Annotated in this window: 19 protein-coding genes; all 19 read left to right on the top strand. The window is 55.0% G+C overall.

The window, feature by feature from the left end; translation table 11 throughout:
• Positions 1-25: 25 nt before the first annotated feature.
• The 19 genes from hpt (at position 26) to lysS (ending at position 19,338) form a co-directional block, all read left to right on the top strand.
• Positions 26-565, top strand: a complete 540-nt coding sequence (gene hpt, locus GT003_RS31610) for a hypoxanthine phosphoribosyltransferase (protein ID WP_161705617.1) — start codon at positions 26-28, stop codon at positions 563-565.
• Positions 566-668: 103 nt separating this feature from the next.
• Positions 669-2,675, top strand: a complete 2,007-nt coding sequence (gene ftsH / locus GT003_RS31605) for an ATP-dependent zinc metalloprotease FtsH (protein WP_161705615.1) — start codon at positions 669-671, stop codon at positions 2,673-2,675.
• Between the two features lie 404 nt (positions 2,676-3,079).
• A complete protein-coding gene (gene nadA / locus GT003_RS31600) occupies positions 3,080-4,018 on the top strand; it encodes a quinolinate synthase NadA (RefSeq protein WP_161705613.1) in 939 nt (312 codons plus the stop codon).
• 40 nt (positions 4,019-4,058) lie between these two features.
• Positions 4,059-5,678 carry an L-aspartate oxidase gene (gene nadB / locus GT003_RS31595; RefSeq protein ID WP_161705611.1) on the top strand — a complete coding sequence of 540 codons (1,620 nt, stop codon included), beginning with the start codon at positions 4,059-4,061 and terminating at the stop codon, positions 5,676-5,678.
• Entirely contained in the window at positions 5,671-6,567 is an 897-nt protein-coding gene (nadC, locus tag GT003_RS31590) for a carboxylating nicotinate-nucleotide diphosphorylase (protein WP_239566167.1), read from the top strand. Before nadB ends, nadC begins: the two co-directional genes overlap by 8 nt.
• Positions 6,564-7,331, top strand: coding sequence for a type III pantothenate kinase (locus GT003_RS31585; protein ID WP_161705609.1), 768 nt, complete (start codon positions 6,564-6,566; stop codon positions 7,329-7,331). Before nadC ends, GT003_RS31585 begins: the two co-directional genes overlap by 4 nt.
• 53 nt (positions 7,332-7,384) lie before the next feature.
• Positions 7,385-8,293, top strand: a complete 909-nt coding sequence (gene hslO / locus GT003_RS31580; protein WP_161705607.1) for an Hsp33 family molecular chaperone HslO — start codon at positions 7,385-7,387, stop codon at positions 8,291-8,293.
• A gap of 148 nt (positions 8,294-8,441) precedes the next feature.
• The gene (locus tag GT003_RS31575) at positions 8,442-9,416 is read left to right on the top strand and encodes a peptidylprolyl isomerase (protein ID WP_161705605.1); all 975 of its coding nucleotides are present in this window, start codon (positions 8,442-8,444) and stop codon (positions 9,414-9,416) included.
• Between the two features lie 114 nt (positions 9,417-9,530).
• On the top strand, positions 9,531-10,469 hold the full coding sequence (gene cysK / locus GT003_RS31570; RefSeq protein WP_161705602.1) for a cysteine synthase A: 939 nt from the start codon (positions 9,531-9,533) through the stop codon (positions 10,467-10,469).
• 219 nt (positions 10,470-10,688) lie between these two features.
• Positions 10,689-12,311: an anthranilate synthase component I family protein gene (locus GT003_RS31565; RefSeq protein WP_161705600.1), complete on the top strand. Its 1,623-nt coding sequence runs from the start codon at positions 10,689-10,691 to the stop codon at positions 12,309-12,311.
• Positions 12,295-12,876, top strand: coding sequence for an aminodeoxychorismate/anthranilate synthase component II (pabA, locus tag GT003_RS31560; RefSeq protein WP_161705598.1), 582 nt, complete (start codon positions 12,295-12,297; stop codon positions 12,874-12,876). Before GT003_RS31565 ends, pabA begins: the two co-directional genes overlap by 17 nt.
• Positions 12,873-13,745 (top strand): aminodeoxychorismate lyase, encoded by an 873-nt coding sequence (pabC, locus tag GT003_RS31555; RefSeq protein ID WP_161705596.1) that lies wholly within the window; start codon positions 12,873-12,875, stop codon positions 13,743-13,745. Before pabA ends, pabC begins: the two co-directional genes overlap by 4 nt.
• Positions 13,742-14,668 carry a dihydropteroate synthase gene (gene folP / locus GT003_RS31550; RefSeq protein ID WP_161705588.1) on the top strand — a complete coding sequence of 309 codons (927 nt, stop codon included), beginning with the start codon at positions 13,742-13,744 and terminating at the stop codon, positions 14,666-14,668. Before pabC ends, folP begins: the two co-directional genes overlap by 4 nt.
• An 88-nt stretch (positions 14,669-14,756) precedes the next feature.
• Complete coding sequence (folB, locus tag GT003_RS31545) at positions 14,757-15,146, top strand: dihydroneopterin aldolase (protein WP_161705646.1); 390 nt, start codon at positions 14,757-14,759, stop codon at positions 15,144-15,146.
• Positions 15,121-15,690 (top strand): 2-amino-4-hydroxy-6-hydroxymethyldihydropteridine diphosphokinase, encoded by a 570-nt coding sequence (gene folK / locus GT003_RS31540; protein WP_161705586.1) that lies wholly within the window; start codon positions 15,121-15,123, stop codon positions 15,688-15,690. The genes folB and folK overlap by 26 nt, the downstream gene beginning before the upstream one ends.
• A complete protein-coding gene (locus tag GT003_RS31535; RefSeq protein WP_161705584.1) occupies positions 15,642-15,848 on the top strand; it encodes a helix-turn-helix domain-containing protein in 207 nt (68 codons plus the stop codon). The genes folK and GT003_RS31535 overlap by 49 nt, the downstream gene beginning before the upstream one ends.
• Before the next feature lie 66 nt (positions 15,849-15,914).
• Positions 15,915-16,943: a tRNA dihydrouridine synthase DusB gene (gene dusB / locus GT003_RS31530; RefSeq protein ID WP_161705582.1), complete on the top strand. Its 1,029-nt coding sequence runs from the start codon at positions 15,915-15,917 to the stop codon at positions 16,941-16,943.
• A gap of 254 nt (positions 16,944-17,197) precedes the next feature.
• Positions 17,198-17,674 (top strand): transcription elongation factor GreA, encoded by a 477-nt coding sequence (gene greA / locus GT003_RS31525; protein ID WP_161705580.1) that lies wholly within the window; start codon positions 17,198-17,200, stop codon positions 17,672-17,674.
• A 134-nt stretch (positions 17,675-17,808) separates the two neighbouring features.
• The gene (lysS, locus tag GT003_RS31520) at positions 17,809-19,338 is read left to right on the top strand and encodes a lysine--tRNA ligase (protein WP_161705578.1); all 1,530 of its coding nucleotides are present in this window, start codon (positions 17,809-17,811) and stop codon (positions 19,336-19,338) included.
• Positions 19,339-19,777 lie beyond the last annotated feature (439 nt).

The raw sequence follows: 19,777 nt of genomic DNA, 5'->3' as shown, positions 1-19,777 counted from the left end.
CAAGAAACATTTAGGAGGGCCCGAGTTGCTGAACGACATTCAAGAAGTGCTTTACGACGCAGACCAAATTCAGCAGAAGGTACAGGAGCTTGGCGAAACCATCAGCCGTGAGTTTGAAGGGCGCAACCCGCTTGTTATCTGCGTGCTCAAAGGCGCATTTATTTTTATGGCGGATTTGGTGAAGACCATTACGATTCCGCTTGAAATCGATTTTATGGCGGTGTCCAGTTACGGTCAGTCGACCAAGACGAGCGGCGTCGTTAAGATCATCAAGGACCTGGACGCTTCGGTGCAGGGGCGCGACGTGCTTATTGTCGAAGATATTATCGACAGCGGGCTTACGCTCAGCTACCTCATCGACGTGCTCGAGCGCCGCAACGCCAAATCCATCACGCTTGTTACGCTGTTTGATAAGCCGGCAGGCCGTAAGGTGGAGTTGGAAGCGGACCATAAAGGCTTTGTTCTCCCCGACGCTTTCGTCGTCGGATACGGGCTTGATTATGCGGAGCATTACCGCAACTTGCCGTTTATCGGCATCTTGAATCCCGAGGTTTACGAGAAGTAATGAGGAAGACATGGATGCAATCCCGCCTTGTTGGAGGCTCCTGCACTAGGGTGCTTCTCGAGCAAGGTCAACTTATTTTTTGCGTCTTGAGAGGAGGTAGGGGATGAATCGGATCATCCGCAACACTGGCTTTTATTTGATTATTTTTTTGGTGACCGTCGGGATTTTCCAATTTATTAGCAGCCAAAACGATTCAAGCTCAGAGCTTACCTATGACCAATTTAGGACGGAGCTCCAGAAGAACAACATCGCTGAGCTTTCGTACCAATTCGACGGGTATTCGTATTTGATTACGGGCGAGTACAAGAGTAAGCCGGAAAACGCCGACTCTGATCAATTCTACACCCACTCCAACGTCGAAGAGTTTGTCGTCAAGGAAGTTTTCGACGCGCAGGCCAAGAACGGATTCCAAATCAAGAACAAGCCGATGAAAGGTCAAAGCATTTGGCTGACCTTCTTGACTTCGATCATTCCGTTCGTGATCATCTTCATCCTGTTCTTCTTCCTTATTAATCAAGCTCAAGGCGGCGGCGGCAAAGTCATGAACTTCGGCAAGAGCCGTGCGAGGTTATATAACGAAGAGAAGAAGCGCGTCACGTTCGAGGACGTGGCGGGCGCAGACGAAGAGAAACAGGAACTTGTCGAGGTCGTCGAATTCCTGAAGGATCCGCGTAAATTCGCGGCCGTCGGAGCAAGAATTCCGAAGGGTGTCCTGCTGAACGGACCTCCGGGTACCGGTAAAACGCTCCTTGCACGCGCAGTAGCGGGCGAAGCGGGCGTGCCGTTCTTTAGCATCTCCGGCTCCGACTTCGTCGAGATGTTCGTCGGCGTCGGCGCATCCCGCGTGCGTGACCTGTTCGAGAATGCGAAGAAGAATGCGCCTTGTATTATCTTTATCGATGAGATCGACGCCGTCGGCCGTCAGCGTGGAGCCGGACTCGGCGGAGGGCATGACGAGCGCGAACAAACGCTCAATCAGCTCCTCGTCGAGATGGACGGCTTCGGCGCGAACGAAGGCATCATCATCGTAGCCGCGACGAACCGTCCGGACATTCTGGATCCGGCGCTTCTTCGCCCAGGACGCTTCGACCGTCAAATCACGGTTGACCGTCCGGACGTGAAAGGCCGCGAAGCGGTATTGAAAGTGCATTCGCGCAACAAACCGCTGACGCGCGACGTGAAGCTCGATGTCGTTGCCAAGCGCACGACAGGCTTTACCGGCGCCGATCTGGAGAACCTGCTTAACGAAGCGGCACTCCTTGCAGCCCGCCGCAACAAGAAAGACATTGGCATGCTGGAAGTGGACGATGCCATCGATCGCGTCATTGTCGGTACGGAGAAACGCAGCCGTGTCGTCAGCGATCGCGAGAAGCGGATCGTTGCCTACCACGAAGCCGGCCATACCATCGTCGGCTACTTCCTGGAGCATGCCGATCAAGTGCATAAGGTTACGATTATTCCTCGGGGCAAGGCTGGCGGTTATGTCATCATGCTTCCGAAAGACGGCGACCGCATGCTGGCAACCAAACAGGAATTGCTGGACAAAATCACTGGTCTGCTCGGCGGACGCGTAGCCGAAGAAGTTTTCATCGGCGAAATCGGCACCGGGGCTTACAGCGACTTCAAGCAAGCGACGAGCATCGTACGTGCCATGATTATGGAGTACGGCATGAGCGACAAGCTCGGCCCTATGCAATTCGGCAGCTCGCAAGGTCAAGTATTCCTGGGCCGCGATATCGGACATGAACAGAATTACTCCGATGCCATCGCCTACGAGATTGACCAAGAGATGCAGTCGATCATTCAAGAATGTTATGCAAGGGCGAAGAAGCTCCTTACCGAGAAGAGCAAGGAAGTGCATCTCATTGCACAAACCTTGCTTTCCGAAGAGACACTCGAGATCGAGCAAATCAAGCGCTTGATCGAGAGCGGTTCTCTCGACGGCAGCGGCGTGCCGGATAGCGGCCCTGTATCCGATGAGCCGAAAGGCGAGCCGATCGTCGATACGATCGGCGGCGTGAAAGTGCGCATTCAATCGAAGGAAGCCGGCGATCTCGTCCCTCCAATCGACCCGGACAGCGGCAACGACGACGGATCGAAACAATCGTAATTTCGGGAACAGCGAAGCTGTCCATCGCGGAATCAACTGCGGTGGGCAGCTTTTTTATGCACGAAACGCGATTTCGGCAACGGAACGGCCTGCAGTCAAGAAGAATCAAGCTTGCGGGACCGGTGTGTTTCTAATCCGCCCTCACCTGCCGATAACGGCCAAAATGGCCGCTTTTATGAGTTGACAGCATACCGCACCTTGTGTAAATTAAATGTTAATCACTTGTAACGCCGACTGTGAATCAAGGGTTTGAAAGCGGGGGCATGCTAACGACAGCCGCCACCTTCAAGCTTGCAATTCTCGATTATATAGCTGCACGAACAGGTAATGAGGCGAAGAGCCGATTTATTTTGTCAGAGTTTGTGCATCTGTTCACAAAGTTAGTGAAAAGAGGAGAAGTAGCCATGGAAGCATTAGCTCTCGAGCGGAAGGCGGAGCAAAACCGTGAACTGCGGGAACGTTTGATGCAGCTGAAGAAAGAACGTAACGCCATCATACTCGCACATTATTATCAACGGGACGAAATTCAAGAGGTGGCCGATTTCCGGGGAGACTCTTTCCTGCTTGCGCAGAAAGCAGCCGAAACCGATGCCGACGTCATCGTATTTTGCGGCGTTCATTTTATGGGCGAGAGCGCGAAGATTCTAGCTCCGAACAAAACCGTTATCATTCCGGATGAACGTGCCGGCTGCCCGATGGCCGATATGGTCAACGTGGACGGCTTGCGCAAGCTGAAAGCGCAGCATCCGAACGCGAAAGTGGTCACTTACATTAACTCCTCTGCCGAGATCAAAGCGGAAACCGATATTTGCTGTACGTCCGCGAACGCGGTGCGCGTCGTGAACTCCGTGGATTCCGATGAAATCATTTGGGTGCCGGATAAGAACCTGGGCCATTACGTCCAGCAGAAAACGGACAAGAAAATGATTATTTGGGAAGGCTATTGCAACACGCATGACATGCTGACCGTGAAAGACGTCGAGGAAATGAAGGCGAAATATCCGAACGCGCAGTTTGTCGTGCATCCGGAATGCCGTCCGGAAGTCGTGGAGCTCGGCGACTTTGTCGGCAGTACGACGGCGATCATTAAATATTGCAAGGAATCGGATTGCCAAGAATTCATCGTCGGCACCGAGGACGGTACGGGATACCAGCTCCGCCTGGACAGCCCGAACAAGACGTTCCATTTTGCAACCAAGTATTTGGTGTGCCCGAACATGAAGGTCAATAACTTGAAGAAGCTTGTGAAATGCTTGGAGACGATGCAGCCGCAAATTTATGTGCCTGAAGACGTTGCCGACAAGGCTCGTCTATCCTTGGAACGCATGCTGCAGGTGAAATAAGATGCGCGGCCTACTTTCCGAAGAGAGGAAAGCATCGAATATGATTCCACGTTACCTCGTCGATGTGCAGCTGGAAGAGCTGCCGGTTATTTATAAGGACGTTATTGTCATAGGGGCCGGCATCGCCGGTCTTTTTACCGCGATTAAAGCAAGCGAGGACAATGATGTCCTGATGATTACGAAGAAATCGCTGCTCGACAGCAACACGCGTTATGCGCAAGGCGGCGTTGCTGCCGTTATCTCGGAGGATGATTCCCCCGCTTATCATCGTCAGGATACGCTGATTGCCGGGGCAGGGCTCTGTTCCGTCGAAGCCGTGAACGTGCTCGTGCATGAAGGCACGATGGGCGTTCAGGATCTGGTGAAGATGGGCACGCAGTTTGATGTCGAGAATGGTGAATTCGCTTTAACCAAAGAAGGGGCGCATAGTCAACGGCGTATTTTGCATGCCAATGGCGATGCTACCGGATTCGAGATCGTTCGTGCACTGTCGGAGAAAGCGGTGGCTAATCCCCGCATCGATGTGTGGGACGATCATTTTGTCATTGATTTGATTACCGACGGCGACGTATGCGTAGGCGCGCTGGTCCAGAAGCCGGACGGTCAGCGCTTGATCGTGCGCGGCAAAGCGACGGTTCTCTGCTCTGGCGGGACCGGTCAGCTTTACCGTTATACGACCAATCCGGAAGTTGCGACAGGAGACGGCATCGCGATGGCATACCGCGCCGGCGCGGATATCCGGGATATGGAGTTCGTTCAATTTCATCCGACTTCGCTTTGTTATCCCGGAGCTCCGCGATTCTTGATCTCGGAGGCCGTTCGCGGCGAAGGCGCCGTGCTGCGCAATATTCGAGGCGAACGGTTCATGGAGAAGTACCATGAGCAGTTGGAGCTTGCTCCTCGGGATGTCGTGGCGCGCGCGATCGTATCCGAGATGGAAGAAACGAAGTCGCCCTTCGTCTATTTGGACGTGACGCATGAATCCCCGGATATGGTCCGCCACCGTTTTCCGAATATCTATGAATATTGCTTGAGTTACGGATTGGATTTGACTACGGACTGGATTCCGGTCGCGCCTGCTGCGCATTATATGATGGGCGGCGTCAAGACGGATCTGCACGGCGAAACGAACTTGTCCCGGCTGTTTGCCTGCGGAGAGTGCTCCTCAACGGGCGTTCACGGGGCGAATCGGCTTGCGAGCAACTCGCTGTCGGAGGCGATCGTATTCGGGCGACGGATCGTGGAGCGGATTAATGCCCTTGCTCCGCTTGAGGAGCAAGACGTTCGTCTGCATATGGATTCGCTAGAGCGGAGCGAGGCTCCGATTCAGGCTGTCGTGGAGAAACGGCTGAAGCTGCAGAAGATTATGGTGCGTTATGCGGGTTTTCGCCGAAGTGCCAGCGGTCTCAGTAAAGGGGCGGAGGAGCTGAGCCGACTCAGCTCGATTTTCCGGTCGGTGATTACGAAGCGCGAGGAATATGAATTCGCCAATTTGTTGACCTGCGCGATGCTGACCACGAATGCCGCCGCGATGCGTGAAGAGAGCCGCGGAGGACATAGCCGCGAAGATTTTCCGGAACGGAACGATTCGGTGTGGCGTAAACATGTCGTGCTCAATCGCGATCACGGCTTAACAGAGGAGCGGATTGAAGATGTTTGAGGCTATGGCGGGAACGCCCGGAGGCATTGGCGCGGAGACGGTGAGAACGCAGATTCGGGCATGGCTTGCGGAGGATATAGGATCGGGCGATATTACGAGCTGGGCGACGATTCCTGCGGGGAGTCGCTCGAGCGCCGTCATTCATGTGAAGGAATCAGGCATACTAGCTGGTATTCCGATCGCGCGCCTCGTGTTCGAAGTCGTCGATGCGTCGCTTGCGTTTCGTCCGCTTGCGGCCGACGGCGACCGCGTTGCGAAAGGGGACGTGATTGCCGAAGTCGAAGGCAGCACGCACAGCATTTTGACCGGCGAACGTCTCGCGCTGAATTTGATGCAGCGGATGTCGGGCATCGCTACGAAGACGCGCGCATTCGTCGATGCGCTTGAAGGCCTGCCGACGCGGTTGGTCGACACGCGCAAGACGACGCCGGGGCATCGTCAGCTGGAGAAATACGCCGTTCGGGTAGGTGGCGGCTTCAACCATCGGTTCGGTTTGTACGATGCGGTGATGATCAAGGACAATCATATCAAAGGCTCCGGCGGCATTGCCGGCGCCGTGACGGCCGCGCGCCATGCGATTCCCCACACGATGAAAATCGAAGTCGAAACCGAGTCGCTGGAACAGGTCGAAGAAGCGCTCGCTTGCGGCGCCGATATCATCATGCTCGATAATATGCCGCATGAGCGGATGCGCGAAGCTTCGTCGATCATCAAAGCTCGTTCGCCCCACGTCATCGTTGAAGCATCGGGCAACGTACGGCTCGATACCGTCCGCGCCATCGCGGAATGCGGGGTCGACGTCATATCGGTTGGCGGTCTGACCTATTCGTTCCAGTCGCTGGATATCAGCTTGGATCTGCACGGGAAAAAGGGAGGCGCTCCTGCTTGATCGTTGTCGTCGACGTAGGGAACACGAACATCGTGCTCGGTATCTACGAAGGGCGTAAGCTGGTCTACCATTGGCGCCTCAGTACCAATCGCTCGGCGACCGTGGATGAGTACGGAATTATGATTCACAATCTGTTCCAAATCGCGGGCGTAAGGCTGGATCAAATTCAAGGCGTGATCATTTCCTCCGTCGTGCCGCCGCTGATGCGTACGCTGGAGCAGCTGTGTCAGAAATATTTGCGCAAAACGCCGCTTGTCGTTGGTCCCGGCATCAAAACGGGGCTGAATATCCGTTACGAGAACCCGCGCGAAGTAGGCGCCGACCGGATCGTCAACGCCGTGGCGGGCATCGAGAAATACGGGGTACCGCTGATCGTGGTCGATTTCGGAACGGCTACGACGTTCGATTATATCGATGCGGACAGCAATTATTTGGGCGGCGCGATCGTCCCGGGTATCGGTATCTCGACGGAGGCGCTGTACCAACGCGCCGCCAAGCTGCCGCGGATCGAGCTGGTGAGGCCGAAGAGCGTCATTGGCCGCAATCCGATTACTTCCATGCAGGCCGGAATTATTTTTGGCTATGCAGGTCAAGTGGATGGCATCGTTTCCCGAATCCGCAAAGAGTTCAACGTCAATCCGCGGGTAATCGCGACCGGCGGTTTGGCTGATCTGATCGCCGCGGAGTCGGAAACGATCGAGGAAGTCGATCCGCTGCTGACGTTAGAAGGACTTCGCATGATTTACGAGCGCAACCAAGAATAGAAACGATTCGTCTGAGATAGAGAAATGCAAGGAGTAAGGAGGCCATCACTACTATGGCAGCAGATGCAACGAAACACGATTATCTTGTTCGGGGTACCGCATGGAACGGTCAACTGCGCGTATTTGCCGTCCAAACGACGGAGCTCGTCGAGGAACTGCGCAGACGGCACCAAACGATGCCGACAACGACGGCCGCTCTTGGCCGTACCGCTACGGCGGGCGCCATGATGGGAGCCATGTTGAAAGGCAAGGAGAAGCTGACGATTCAAGTCAAAGGCGACGGCCCGGTCGGTCAGATCGTGGTCGATGCCAACGCAAACGGCGAAGTCCGCGGCTATGCGGATAACCCGGAGGTGCAGCTGCCAAGCAATGCTTTGGGCAAGCTTGACGTAGCGGGCGCCGTAGGGCGCTCCGGTTATATCCATATCGTGAAAGATTTGGGTCTCAAAGAACCTTATCGCGGAAGCACGCCGATCGTTTCGGGCGAGCTCGCGGAAGACTTCACGTATTACTTCGCCACCTCGGAACAGACGCCATCCGTAGTCGGACTTAGCGTGCTCGTAGATGAATACGGCCGCGTGATCACGGCCGGGGGATTTATCGTCCAAGTCTTACCGGGTATGACCGAAGAAGGAATTACGCGGCTGGAGACTGCGATTGCGGGACTTCCGCCCATCTCCGCGCTGCTTGAACAAGGCGAGACGCCGGAAGGCCTGCTGCGCTGGATCGTTGGCGAAGAGCTGCAGCTTATGGATGAACTCGACGTCGTTTTCAAATGCCAATGCTCCAAAGAACGCGTGGAGCGTACCCTCATCAGCATGGGCGAACAAGAGCTGAAACAAATTATTGACGAAGACGGACAAGCTGAAGTCGAGTGTCATTTCTGCAACGAGAAGTACGTATTTGACCGTCCGCAGCTGGAGATGCTGCTCGAACAGGCGAAGCCGAAACCGATGCATTAACAGTGCATCACCGATGCACGAACAATGCATCATCGATGCACGAACAATGCATCATCGATGCATGAACAATGCATCATCAAGCATGAACGATGCATGATGAATGCATTAGAATTGCATGACGGATGCATTAATCGGAGGCCGAGCGATCATGAATAAAGACCGGGTGCTGAAGCGCATCGTGATGCTTCAAGCATTGTGTTTGATCCTATTGGCGTTGATCGTCGTGTACCGCGTGCTGCTGCCTCCGCGAGCCGAACCTCAGCTGCCGCCTGAAGGCGCGCAGGATCACAATAGCGCAGCGCCTCCCGCTGGTTCACCCGCAGAGGCGCCGGGCTCCATTGCGGCGAAAGTAGGCGACGAGCAGATCACGGTCAAGGAGCTAAACGACCAGCTGCGGCTGCAATACGGCGAAGACGTACTGCGCACGTTGATGGTACGCGCGGCTATTCGGATGGAAGCGCTCGCTTACGGATTGGAAGCGGCGAGCGGCGAGGTGGATCGGGAGCTGGCCGCATCGATGGCCGGGTATGACAGCGAACAGCAGTATTTCGATACGATGAAAGAACAGCTTGGCCTGACGCCCGCAGAGATTCGGGATGATGCCAAGTATCGGCTGCTGCTGCAGAAGATTGCCGTGAGGCTGACTCCCGTCAGCGAAGCCGAAGAGGATGCCTACATCGCGGACAACGAGCAGGAGTTCGCGCCGCACGCCCAGCTACGCGTCTCGTGGATCGTAACGGCAACGCAGAAGGACGCTGAAGAGGTGCTGGGGATGCTTGCGGACGGTCAGGATTTTGCGATGCTGGCCCGAACCTATTCCGATGATGAAGACACGGCTTCAAGCGGGGGCGATTTGGGGTATATCGATAGCGATGATCCCATCGTTGACCAGCATATGCTCGAGGCAGCTAAGCGGCTAGGCGTAGGCGAGACGACCGGACCGGTCGAAGTCGATCAGGGACAGGCGGTCCTTCTTCTGACCGGGAAGAAGACGGACGAGCAGCTGGACCAGCAGCAGAGGCATGATAAGGCTCAGCGGGAAATCGCGGTGTCGAAGATGAACGGCGAACGGGCGATCGAAGACCGCTTGCTCGTGAAATATAATGCCGTCGTAATGCCATAGTACCGGGTCCGAGAACCTATGCTGCCGAAACTCGCTATTGACAACCGCTGGTGAAGATTGTTAATATGTAGGTAATACCAACTGAATTAGTCGGAATAAGGAGGAGCAACTTTCATGGCTAAAATTGTACAGAGCGTAACGGAGCTAATCGGGGATACGCCGCTGGTCCGTTTGAACCGTTTGGTGCCGGAGGACAGCGCTGAAATTTACGTTAAATTGGAATATCAGAATCCGGGTGCAAGCGTTAAGGACCGGATTGCGATCAGCATGATTGAAGTTGCCGAGCAAGAGGGCCGCATCAAACCGGGCGATACGATCGTTGAGCCTACAAGCGGCAACACCGGAATCGGTCTTGCGATGGTCGCTGCGGCAAAAGGCTACAAAGCGATTCTCGTTATGCCTGAGACGATGAGCGTCGAGCGCCGCAACCTGCTTCGCGCCTATGGCGCCGAGCTTGTTCTGACGCCTGGAGCAGAAGGCATGAACGGTGCGGTTCGCCGTGCAGAGGAACTGCAAGCGGAGAACCCTTCCTACTTTATTCCGCAGCAATTCAAGAACCAAGCGAACGTTAAAATTCACCGCGAAACGACGGGTCCGGAAATCGTAGAAGCGATCAACTCGCTTGACGGTAAATTGGATGCTTTCGTAGCGGGTATCGGAACCGGCGGTACGATTTCCGGCGCCGGCGAAGTGCTGAAGCAGAACTTCCCGGGCATCAAAGTCGTTGCGGTGGAACCGGCGGCGTCCGCGCTGCTGTCCGGCGGCAGCCCAGGCGGCCACAAGATCCAAGGGATCGGCGCCAACTTCATCCCTGAGATTCTGAACCGCGAGATCTACGATCAAGTTATTACGATCGAGAACGAGGAAGCATTCGAAACCGCTCGCCGCGCTGCCAAAGAAGAAGGCATTCTGTGCGGTATTTCCTCCGGCGCCGCGATCTTCGCGGCACTGAAAGTAGCGAAGGAGCTCGGCAAAGGCAAGCGCGTCGTGGCGATTGTTCCATCCAACGGCGAACGTTACCTCTCCACGCCGCTGTTCAACTTCGAGAACTAATCACGAACTCATACCGGCAGATGGCCGATTATAAGGAAGAGGACCTTCATTGTGGGAGGTCCTCTTTCTCATCCCCGCTAGGAGCCGGTCGGCGGCGGCGGACAGCAGTCCAAGGCGCAGCCGGCCCTTTCCTTTTCCAAGCAAGTTCGGTATACTAGCTTCCAAACAAAGCGCGCAACGGGATTTTGGAACGGATAAGAAGCGGAGGGCGGCAATGTAATGGAACGGACGGCCTTTCAAGATTGGCTGGACTGGCAGGCGCAGGGCTATACGTCACTGCCGCTGCTTGCGAAGCGTCCCCTGGACGGCAATGACGGCGGCAATCCTGCCTCATGGGAGCATGCATGGAAGCAGGGTTCTCCGTACGCATTCGTGCTGGAGAGCGGCAAAGTCGGCCGATACACCTATCTCGGGCTTCAGCCGGCATCCGTTATACGGGGCAAGGGCTTACGCGGAGAAGCAGTCGATCAATCAACGGGTCAGAAGACCGTATACGAGCAGAAGCCGCTGGATGCGGTCCGCAGCTGGATGGGCGGACGCCGGGCGCCGCGCGTGCCCGGAGCGCCCAAATGGACGGGCGGCAGCGCCGGGTACTGGAGCTATGATGTCATTCGTACGATCGAGCGACTACCGGAGCAGGCGGCCGATGATCTTGCATTGCCGGATTATGTGTTCATGCGGATGAACGAGCTGTGGATCATTGATCATGAGCAGAAGCAATTGTATGCGGCGGTGCATACGGAGGTTGCGGACGCGGCAGCACTCCCTCGGGCGCAGCTGGAAACGTTGTATGCTAAGGCCGTATCCCGGGCGGATGAGCTGATGAAGCAATGGACGACGTTCGCGGAAGGCCAGGCAGGGGAAGCGGCGGCCAAGCTTCGCGGAGAACGGACCCGATTCATAGCGGATCGAATGGCCAATGTCGACGCGGAACCGACGAGCGGTATTCAATCACCGTTCTCCCAAGAGGCTTACCAGTCAGCGGTCGAGCGGATCCGGGAGTATATCGCGGCCGGGGATGTCTTTCAAGTGAATCTGTCCCAGCGTCAGGACCGTCCGTCCCAGGCGGATCCGCGCGAGCTGTACGAATGGCTGCGGCTGGTGAATCCCTCTCCTTATATGGGATATATGAGCGCGCCTGATTTTCAGCTGGTGTCGGCATCGCCGGAGCTTCTCGTGGAGCTGTCGGATGGCAAGCTGGTGACGCGCCCGATCGCGGGTACCCGAAGGCGCGGCCGCACGGAAGAAGAGGACCGCAGGATGGCGGACGAGCTTCTGGGGACGGAGAAAGAACGGGCCGAACATATCATGCTCGTCGATCTGGAGCGCAATGACCTTGGCCGTATCTCGGCTTTCGGGACTGTGAAGGTCGAGGAACTGATGGTCATTGAGTATTACAGCCATGTCATGCACTTGGTCTCTCAAGTCGAAGGCCGACTGGCAGACGGCAAAGATGCATACGATGTCATCGGCGCGACGTTCCCGGGCGGAACGATCACCGGCGCGCCTAAGATCCGCACCATGGAGATCATCGAGGAGCTGGAGCCCACGAGGCGCGGGCCTTACACGGGGTCGATGGGATGGATTGACTACAACGGGGATATGGAATTTAATATTATTATACGCACGATGCTCGTGAAGGAAGAGGTCGTCCATATTCAAGCCGGCGCCGGCATCGTCATTGATTCCTTGCCGGAACGCGAGTACGTAGAGTCGATGAACAAGGCTAAAGCGCTGTGGAAGGCAATTCAGTACAACGAGCAGTGGGCGGCGCTGGGCCCGATAACGGCAGGCGGCCAGCTAGTTACCGGAGGGGGAAACGCGCATGATTTTGGTAATTGATAATTATGACTCGTTTACGTATAACCTGGTGCAATACTTGGGAGAGCTCGGCGAGGATATCGTCGTCAAACGCAATGACGAGATCGATCTGGCAGGCATTGCAGAGCTGGCTCCCGACCATATCCTGATTTCGCCTGGACCGTGCAGTCCCAATGAGGCGGGCATAAGCTTGGCGCTGATCGACCGGTTCAAAGGCGTGATCCCGATCTTCGGCGTCTGCCTGGGACACCAAGCGATCGGACAATCTTTCGGCGGCGATGTCGTGCGCGCGGAGAAGCTGATGCATGGCAAGACCTCGCAGATTTATCACGACGGCCGTACGATCTTCTCGGGCATTCCTTCGCCGTACACGGCGACGAGATACCACTCGCTGATCGTGAAGCGCGAGACGCTGCCGGACTGCCTGGAGATCAGCGCGGAGACGAGCGAAGGAGAAATCATGGGACTTCGCCACAAGGAATACGCCATCGAAGGGGTGCAGTTTCACCCGGAATCCATCATTACCGAGAACGGCCTGACGCTGCTCCGTAATTTCCTCCGCACGCGGGCGGGCGCGGCGCGATGAGCGTCGGATGGAATGGCAGCATCAAACGTCAGGAGGAAGCCGTGATCTCGGTCTACGATCACGGTTTTTTATATGGAATGGGGTTGTTCGAGACATTCCGGACCTACGGCGGCCAGCCATATCTGCTGGAACGTCATTTGCGGCGTTTGACTGAGGGCTGCAGGTCGATCGGCATATGCTATGAGCCGGACGAGCAGCACATTCGCGTCTGGCTTCGGGAGCTGATGGCCGCGAACGAGCTGACGGAAGCCTACGTCCGGCTGACCATCACGGCAGGTGAGGGCATTGTCGGGCTTCCTTCCAGCGAATACGAGCATCCTAATGCGCTGCTGCTCGTGAAGCCGCTGATGGCATTCGATCCGAAGCTGTACACGGACGGCCGCGAGTTGGTGCTGCTCTCGACAAGACGCAATACGCCCGAGGGCGAGATTCGGCTAAAATCGCTGCATTATATGAATAATATTTTGGCAAAGCGGGAATTAACCGCAGTAGAGGCATCGCAGGGCGCCGAAGGTCTTATGCTTACACGGGAAGGCTGGCTGTCCGAAGGCATCGTCAGCAATCTGTTCTGGGCTCGCGCGGGCAAGCTGTTCACGCCATCGATCGCGACAGGCATTCTGCCGGGCGTAACGCGGGCTCGGGTACTTGAGCTTGCTGCCCAAGAAGGAATCGCCGTTGAGGAAGGTTTTTATCCGTGGGACGAGCTTACCATGGCGGATGAAGCGTGGGTCACCAATTCCGTGCAGGAGCTTGTGCCCGTTACAACGTTAAGAAATACGGAAGGACGCACGTATACAGTGGGCGGCGGTCAAGCGGGACCGATGACATCTAGGCTGCTGGCCCTATACAGGAAGGATACCGGGCTATGAATTCTCATCACTTGCAGACTCGTCTTCAACGGACTCATCAGGTTCAACAGGCCGATCTACAACAGAACCAGCGGCTTAAGCTTAATAAGTGGCCCTACAAACGCAGCTATGAATTCCCGGGCGGAGCCAAGCTGGAGCTGGGGCAGCGTACGTGCATCATGGGCATCTTGAATACGACGCCGGATTCCTTTTCCGATGGAGGACGCTATATGGACGTCGATACCGCAGTCCGACAGGCGCGTCGGTTGGCTGCGGAGGGCGCGGATATTATTGATATCGGGGGCGAGTCTACGCGTCCCGGTTTCGCAGCCGTTCCTTTGGAAGAGGAGCTGAAGCGCGTCCTCCCGGTCATACGCGCCATTCGGGAGGCTCTCCCGGCAATGGCCCTGTCTATTGATACGTACAAGGCGGAAACGGCCAAGCAGGCACTGGAGGCTGGCGCCCACATTATCAATGATATTTGGGGATTGAAAGGCGACCCGGGTATGGCGCGGGTAGCGGCCGACTTTCGATGCCCCGTCATTATCAGCCACAATCGGCATAATCGCGACTATGCGGATCTCGCGGCAGATGTCCTGGCCGATCTTCGGGAAAGCGCTGCGCTTGCGCGAGCAGCCGGCGTCGCGGACGATTGTATTTGGCTGGACCCTGGCATTGGCTTCGCCAAAACGCACGAGGATAACCTTGCGCTGATGAACCAGCTGCACCGGTTGACCGGAGAAGGCTACCCCGTGCTGCTCGGTACGTCCCGCAAGAAATTCATTCGCGAAACGCTGGGATTGGGTACGGACGAGATAGCCTTCGGTACGGCCGCCACGACGGTTCTTGGCATCGCTCAGGGCTGTCAGATCGTGCGCGTGCATGACGTACGCAGCAACCGTGAAGCGGCCATGATGACGGATGCCATCGTCTATCCGCGTTAAAGAATCGCGCCGCGCGGTTATTGTAAGCTAAAGCGAGCGGGAGCGGCAGTACAGCTTGGGGAAAGGGAAGGGGAATGAAATCATGACTATGGATAAAATGACATTGCGAGGAATGCGTTTTTTTGGCTATCACGGCGTTTTTCCCGAAGAGAATAAGCTGGGTCAGCAGTTTTTCGTGGATCTCTCGCTTCAAATGGATTTATCGGAGGCGGCGGCCACGGACAATCTAGAGGCGACGATTAATTATGCCGAAGTTCACGCTTTCGTGAAGACGATCGTGGAAGGTCCGCCGTTCAAACTGATCGAGGCTTTAGCCGGTCACATTGCATCGGCCGTGCTCGACGCTTATACTAGTGTAAATGAAGTGACGGTATCCGTAACGAAGCCGCATCCGCCATTCGAAATTTATTTCGACGGGGTAACGGTGGAACTATGCAGAAAGCGGGATGACCATGGAAGACAACAACCCGCCAATTAATGAACGGCTGAAGGAAGCTTACCGAGTGGCTTACATTGCGCTGGGTTCCAACGTCGGGGATCGGGCAGGACTTCTGCAGGATGCGCTGAGCTTGTTGGACCGGCATCCCGATATTCAGGTTCTTCGCGTATCGTCCGTGTATGAAACCGAACCGGTCGGTTACACCGATCAGCCGGCTTTTCTCAATATGGCTGCCGCCCTCGGCACCTCGCTTGCGCCGCTTCAGCTGCTTCATGCCATGCTGGAAATGGAGGGGCGGCTTGGCCGCACGAGAGATATCCGCTGGGGACCGCGAACGATCGATTTGGATTTGCTGCTTTACGAAGCCGTCGAGCTGTCGGGGGAAGAGCTGACTTTGCCGCATCCGCGAATGATGGAGCGGGCATTCGTGCTCGTTCCGCTTGCCGATGTGCTGGAAGCCATGCATCCGCTGTACAAGCAAGCAACCGATATCGCGCAGCGAGCGTTGCAGGACAGAGGGGAAGGAATCGCGCTATGGAATACGATCAATTGGCAGGGCGCGTCCGCGCATTCCGAAAGCTGAAAGGGTACACGCAGCAGGAACTGGCTGCCAAGCTGGAAATATCCGTTGCGGTTCTAGGCTCGCTCGAGCGGGGAACGCGCAAGCCGGATCCCAAGCTGCTGGAGCGAATATCGGATGCGCTCGGAGTCAGCTACGCCGACTTAACCGCTGAATCATAGAATTTGCCCTATCGTCACACTGAATGATCAATATCCTTTGCGAGTCAGAAGGGAGACCGGATGTCCATGCTCAAAATCGGAAACATCGAGATGAAAAATAAAGTCGTGCTGGCGCCGATGGCGGGCGTGTGCAACCCGGCATTTCGACTGATAGCCAAGGAATTCGGCACAGGCCTGGTCTGCGCCGAGATGGTCAGCGATAAAGCCATTCTGCACGGCAACAAGCGCACCATGGAGATGCTGTACGTCGACGATCGCGAGAAGCCGCTCAGCCTGCAAATTTTCGGCGGTGACCGGGAATCGCTCGTAGAAGCGGCGAAAATCGTCGATAAACAAACGAATGCCGATATTATCGACATCAACATGGGCTGCCCTGTGCCGAAAGTAACAAAATGCGATGCGGGTGCCAGATGGCTGCTCGATCCGAATAAAATTTATGAAATGGTGTCGGCTGTTGTCGAGGCAGTCGAGAAGCCCGTTACCGTCAAGATGCGCATCGGCTGGGACAGCGATCATATCTATGCGGTCGAGAATGCCCGGGCCGTCGAGCGCGCGGGCGGCAAAGCCGTCAGCGTACATGGGCGTACAAGGGAGCAATTGTATACGGGTACGGCCAATTGGGATATTATAAGAGAGGTTAAGCAGGCGGTATCGATTCCCGTTATTGGCAACGGGGATGTATTTACGCCGGAGGACGCGCGCAAGATTCTGGATCATACCGGCTGCGACGGCGTCATGATCGGGCGCGGCGCACTCGGCAATCCATGGATGCTGTACCGCACGATTCATTATCTGACGACGGGCGAGTTGCTGAACGATCCCACTCCGCGCGAGAAGATGGACGTGGCGATTCTTCATATGGACCGGCTCGTGAATCTCAAGGGTGAATTCACGGCCGTTCGCGAGATGCGGAAGCATTTGGCCTGGTACCTGAAAGGCATTCCAGGAGGCGCCCGCGTGAAGGATGTCATCATGGAGGAAACGACCCGCGATAAGATGGTAAGCATTTTGGGGCAATTTGTCGATTCCTTAGGCGAGATAAGCGAAGCCCCCGTGGCCGCGGTTATCTCCATCCGAGAAGCTGTCGCTTACTAATAACGGAATGCACAGGAGCCCGAACGGCTCCTTTGCGTTTCAGGAAGTAAAGCGATTACATATTGAATTGGCTTTCGTTGACATATAGATAAAGTTGCAATATAATCTTCCAATAACAAACCGTCTGCCTGGGTTTGGGAATGTCGAACTGCTTACTGCGCGGTGTCATCAAGGGCATGAAGCGTAATATATTTAAGTAACAGTGAGCTCATACACGGTATGAATAAAAGCCACACGACAGGAGAAATGGTCACATGAGCGATAAAGAGATTATTCTTACACAAGACGGTCTAAATAAGCTTGAAGACGAACTGGAGAACCTGAAATCCGTCAAGAGGCGCGAAGTTGCCGAACGGATCAAAGTGGCAATCGGCTATGGCGATATCAGCGAGAACTCGGAATATGAGGATGCGAAGAACGAGCAGGCGTTTATCGAAGGCCGTATTATTACGCTGGAGAAGATGCTCCGCAATGCGCGCATCATCAATAATGACGATATTGACATCGATACGGTCAGCATCGGCTCGATCGTGACGGTGGAAGACCTTGAATACGGCGATACGATGGAATATGCGATCGTAGGCACGGCGGAATCGGATCCGCTTAAGAATAAGATTTCGAATGAAAGCCCGGTTGGAAAAGCGATTCTCGGCAAGAGCAAAGGCACTACCGTGGAAGTTAGCGTGCCTGCCGGCATTATTCAATATAAAATCGTCGATATCAAGAAATAAAACAGGCATGCCTTTCGAAAAAGCTTCCTTGTGGAAGCTTTTTTCAACATAGAGGAGTAGTTTTGGTTATAACAGGGACTAAGCAGCGGGCGGTTTTCGGACGGCCTGCTGGAACGATAAGGAGATGAAATGCGGTGGAGCAAGGAACGGGTACGGGTACGGGTACGGGTACGCAAGAGCAAGAATTGAGCGAGCTTCTGCAGATCAGAAGAGATAAACTGGATGAACTGCGCGGTCTGGGGATTGATCCTTTCGGCGGCAAATTCGAACGGTCTCATCACGCGAAGCAGATTCTCGAAACGTATGACGAAGTAAGCAAGGAAGATTTGGAGACGCAAGGCGTCGAAGTGGCGATTGCGGGCCGTATTATGCAGAAACGCAGCATGGGTAAGGCCAGTTTCGCGCATATTCAGGATTTAAGCGGCAAGATTCAAATCTACGTACGGAAAGACTCCGTCGCCGAAACGCAGTATCAGGCGTTCGAACTGCTGGATATCGGCGATATTATCGGCGTTCGAGGCGCGGTATTCAAGACCAACACGGGCGAGACGTCCATTAAGGCGAAAGAAATCGAGGTGCTGTCCAAATCGCTTCTCCCGCTGCCTGATAAATTCCATGGTCTGAAGGACGTCGAGCTTCGCTACCGTCAACGCTATGTCGATCTCATTACGAATCCGGACGTACAGCAAACGTTTATCTCACGTTCGCGCATTATTCAATCGATGCGTCGCTACTTGGATTCGCGCGGCTATCTGGAAGTCGAGACGCCTACGCTTCACGCGATCGCGGGCGGAGCGGCTGCCCGTCCCTTCATCACGCATCATAATGCGCTGGACATGCAGCTCTACATGCGGATCGCCATCGAGCTTCATCTGAAACGTCTCATCGTCGGGGGAATGGAGAAAGTATACGAGATCGGCCGCGTGTATCGTAACGAAGGCATCTCGACGCGTCATAACCCGGAGTTTACGATGATTGAATTGTATGAAGCTTATGCGGACTACAAAGATATTATGGCGCTCACGGAAACGCTGATTGCTCACATCGCGCAAGAAGTGCTGGGCACCACGAAGATTACGTACCAAGGTCAAGAGGTCGACCTGACGCCGCAATGGCGCCGCGTATCCATGGTCGACGTCGTGAAGGAAACGACCGGCGTTGACTTCAACCAGCAAATGACCGACGAGGAAGCGCATGCGCTTGCCAAGGCTCACAACGTGAAGGTCGAGCCGCATATGACCTTTGGTCACATCCTTAATGCGTTCTTCGAAGAATTCGTTGAGCATACGCTGATCCAACCGACGTTCGTAACGGGCCACCCTGTCGCGATTTCGCCGCTCGCCAAGAAAAACGACCTTGATCCGCGGTTTACCGACCGCTTCGAGCTGTTCATCGTCGCGCGTGAGCACGCGAACGCCTTTACGGAGCTGAATGATCCGATTGACCAGCGTCAGCGGTTTGAGTCGCAGCTGGTCGAGAAGGAACAAGGCAACGATGAAGCGCACGAAATGGACGAGGACTTCATCCGCGCGCTGGAATACGGCATGCCGCCTACAGGCGGACTCGGCATCGGGATCGATCGCTTGGTGATGCTGTTGACGGATGCACCTTCAATTAGGGACGTACTGTTATTCCCGGCCATGCGTGAGCGCGCAGGCGAATAATAGATGTAGGGAACGCAGCCGAAAGTGCTGCGTTCCTTTTGATATTACGGTGACCTGCGAAGATATAAAAAGAAATTGTGAAGATGTCTTGACCCTTCCATAATAACTGTGATATATTACTCCTTGCCGCTTTTGAGGCAAAGAAATGTATCACAGTTTTTTAATAAGAAAAATAAAAAAAGCTTGCAATGAGACAAGCAACTGTGATATATTAATCAAGTCGCCGCTGAGACATTGGGCGAACGACACACGAATTTGTTCCTTGAAAACTGAACAATGAGCGACCTGTCAAAAGGTCATTAAATGTAAGTCAGCGATGAGCTAACAAGCACATCCTTCTGTTGGAATGCTGCATTCAAAGCTTTGGCTTTGAACGCAAACCAATCCAACTTTTATGGAGAGTTTGATCCTGGCTCAGGACGAACGCTGGCGGCGTGCC

It is taken from the genome of Paenibacillus sacheonensis (assembly GCF_009909195.1).
GTDB classification, from domain to species: Bacteria; Bacillota; Bacilli; order Paenibacillales; family Paenibacillaceae; genus Paenibacillus_Z; species Paenibacillus_Z sacheonensis.
Note: the sequence above shows the minus strand (reverse complement) of the source record. Positions and strands in the feature narration are given on the sequence as shown.

Bases quoted from the DNA above. Each gene is read 5' to 3' on its own strand.
- ftsH (WP_161705615.1), top strand. From the start codon at position 669: ATGAATCGGATCATCCGCAACACTGGCTTTTATTTGATTATTTTTTTG.
- nadA (WP_161705613.1), top strand. From the start codon at position 3,080: ATGGAAGCATTAGCTCTCGAGCGGAAGGCGGAGCAAAACCGTGAACTG.
- nadB (WP_161705611.1), top strand. From the start codon at position 4,059: ATGATTCCACGTTACCTCGTCGATGTGCAGCTGGAAGAGCTGCCGGTT.
- nadC (WP_239566167.1), top strand. From the start codon at position 5,671: ATGTTTGAGGCTATGGCGGGAACGCCCGGAGGCATTGGCGCGGAGACG.
- hslO (WP_161705607.1), top strand. From the start codon at position 7,385: ATGGCAGCAGATGCAACGAAACACGATTATCTTGTTCGGGGTACCGCA.
- GT003_RS31575 (WP_161705605.1), top strand. From the start codon at position 8,442: ATGAATAAAGACCGGGTGCTGAAGCGCATCGTGATGCTTCAAGCATTG.
- cysK (WP_161705602.1), top strand. From the start codon at position 9,531: ATGGCTAAAATTGTACAGAGCGTAACGGAGCTAATCGGGGATACGCCG.
- GT003_RS31565 (WP_161705600.1), top strand. From the start codon at position 10,689: ATGGAACGGACGGCCTTTCAAGATTGGCTGGACTGGCAGGCGCAGGGC.
- pabA (WP_161705598.1), top strand. From the start codon at position 12,295: ATGATTTTGGTAATTGATAATTATGACTCGTTTACGTATAACCTGGTG.
- pabC (WP_161705596.1), top strand. From the start codon at position 12,873: ATGAGCGTCGGATGGAATGGCAGCATCAAACGTCAGGAGGAAGCCGTG.
- folP (WP_161705588.1), top strand. From the start codon at position 13,742: ATGAATTCTCATCACTTGCAGACTCGTCTTCAACGGACTCATCAGGTT.
- folB (WP_161705646.1), top strand. From the start codon at position 14,757: ATGGATAAAATGACATTGCGAGGAATGCGTTTTTTTGGCTATCACGGC.
- folK (WP_161705586.1), top strand. From the start codon at position 15,121: ATGGAAGACAACAACCCGCCAATTAATGAACGGCTGAAGGAAGCTTAC.
- GT003_RS31535 (WP_161705584.1), top strand. From the start codon at position 15,642: ATGGAATACGATCAATTGGCAGGGCGCGTCCGCGCATTCCGAAAGCTG.
- dusB (WP_161705582.1), top strand. From the start codon at position 15,915: ATGCTCAAAATCGGAAACATCGAGATGAAAAATAAAGTCGTGCTGGCG.
- greA (WP_161705580.1), top strand. From the start codon at position 17,198: ATGAGCGATAAAGAGATTATTCTTACACAAGACGGTCTAAATAAGCTT.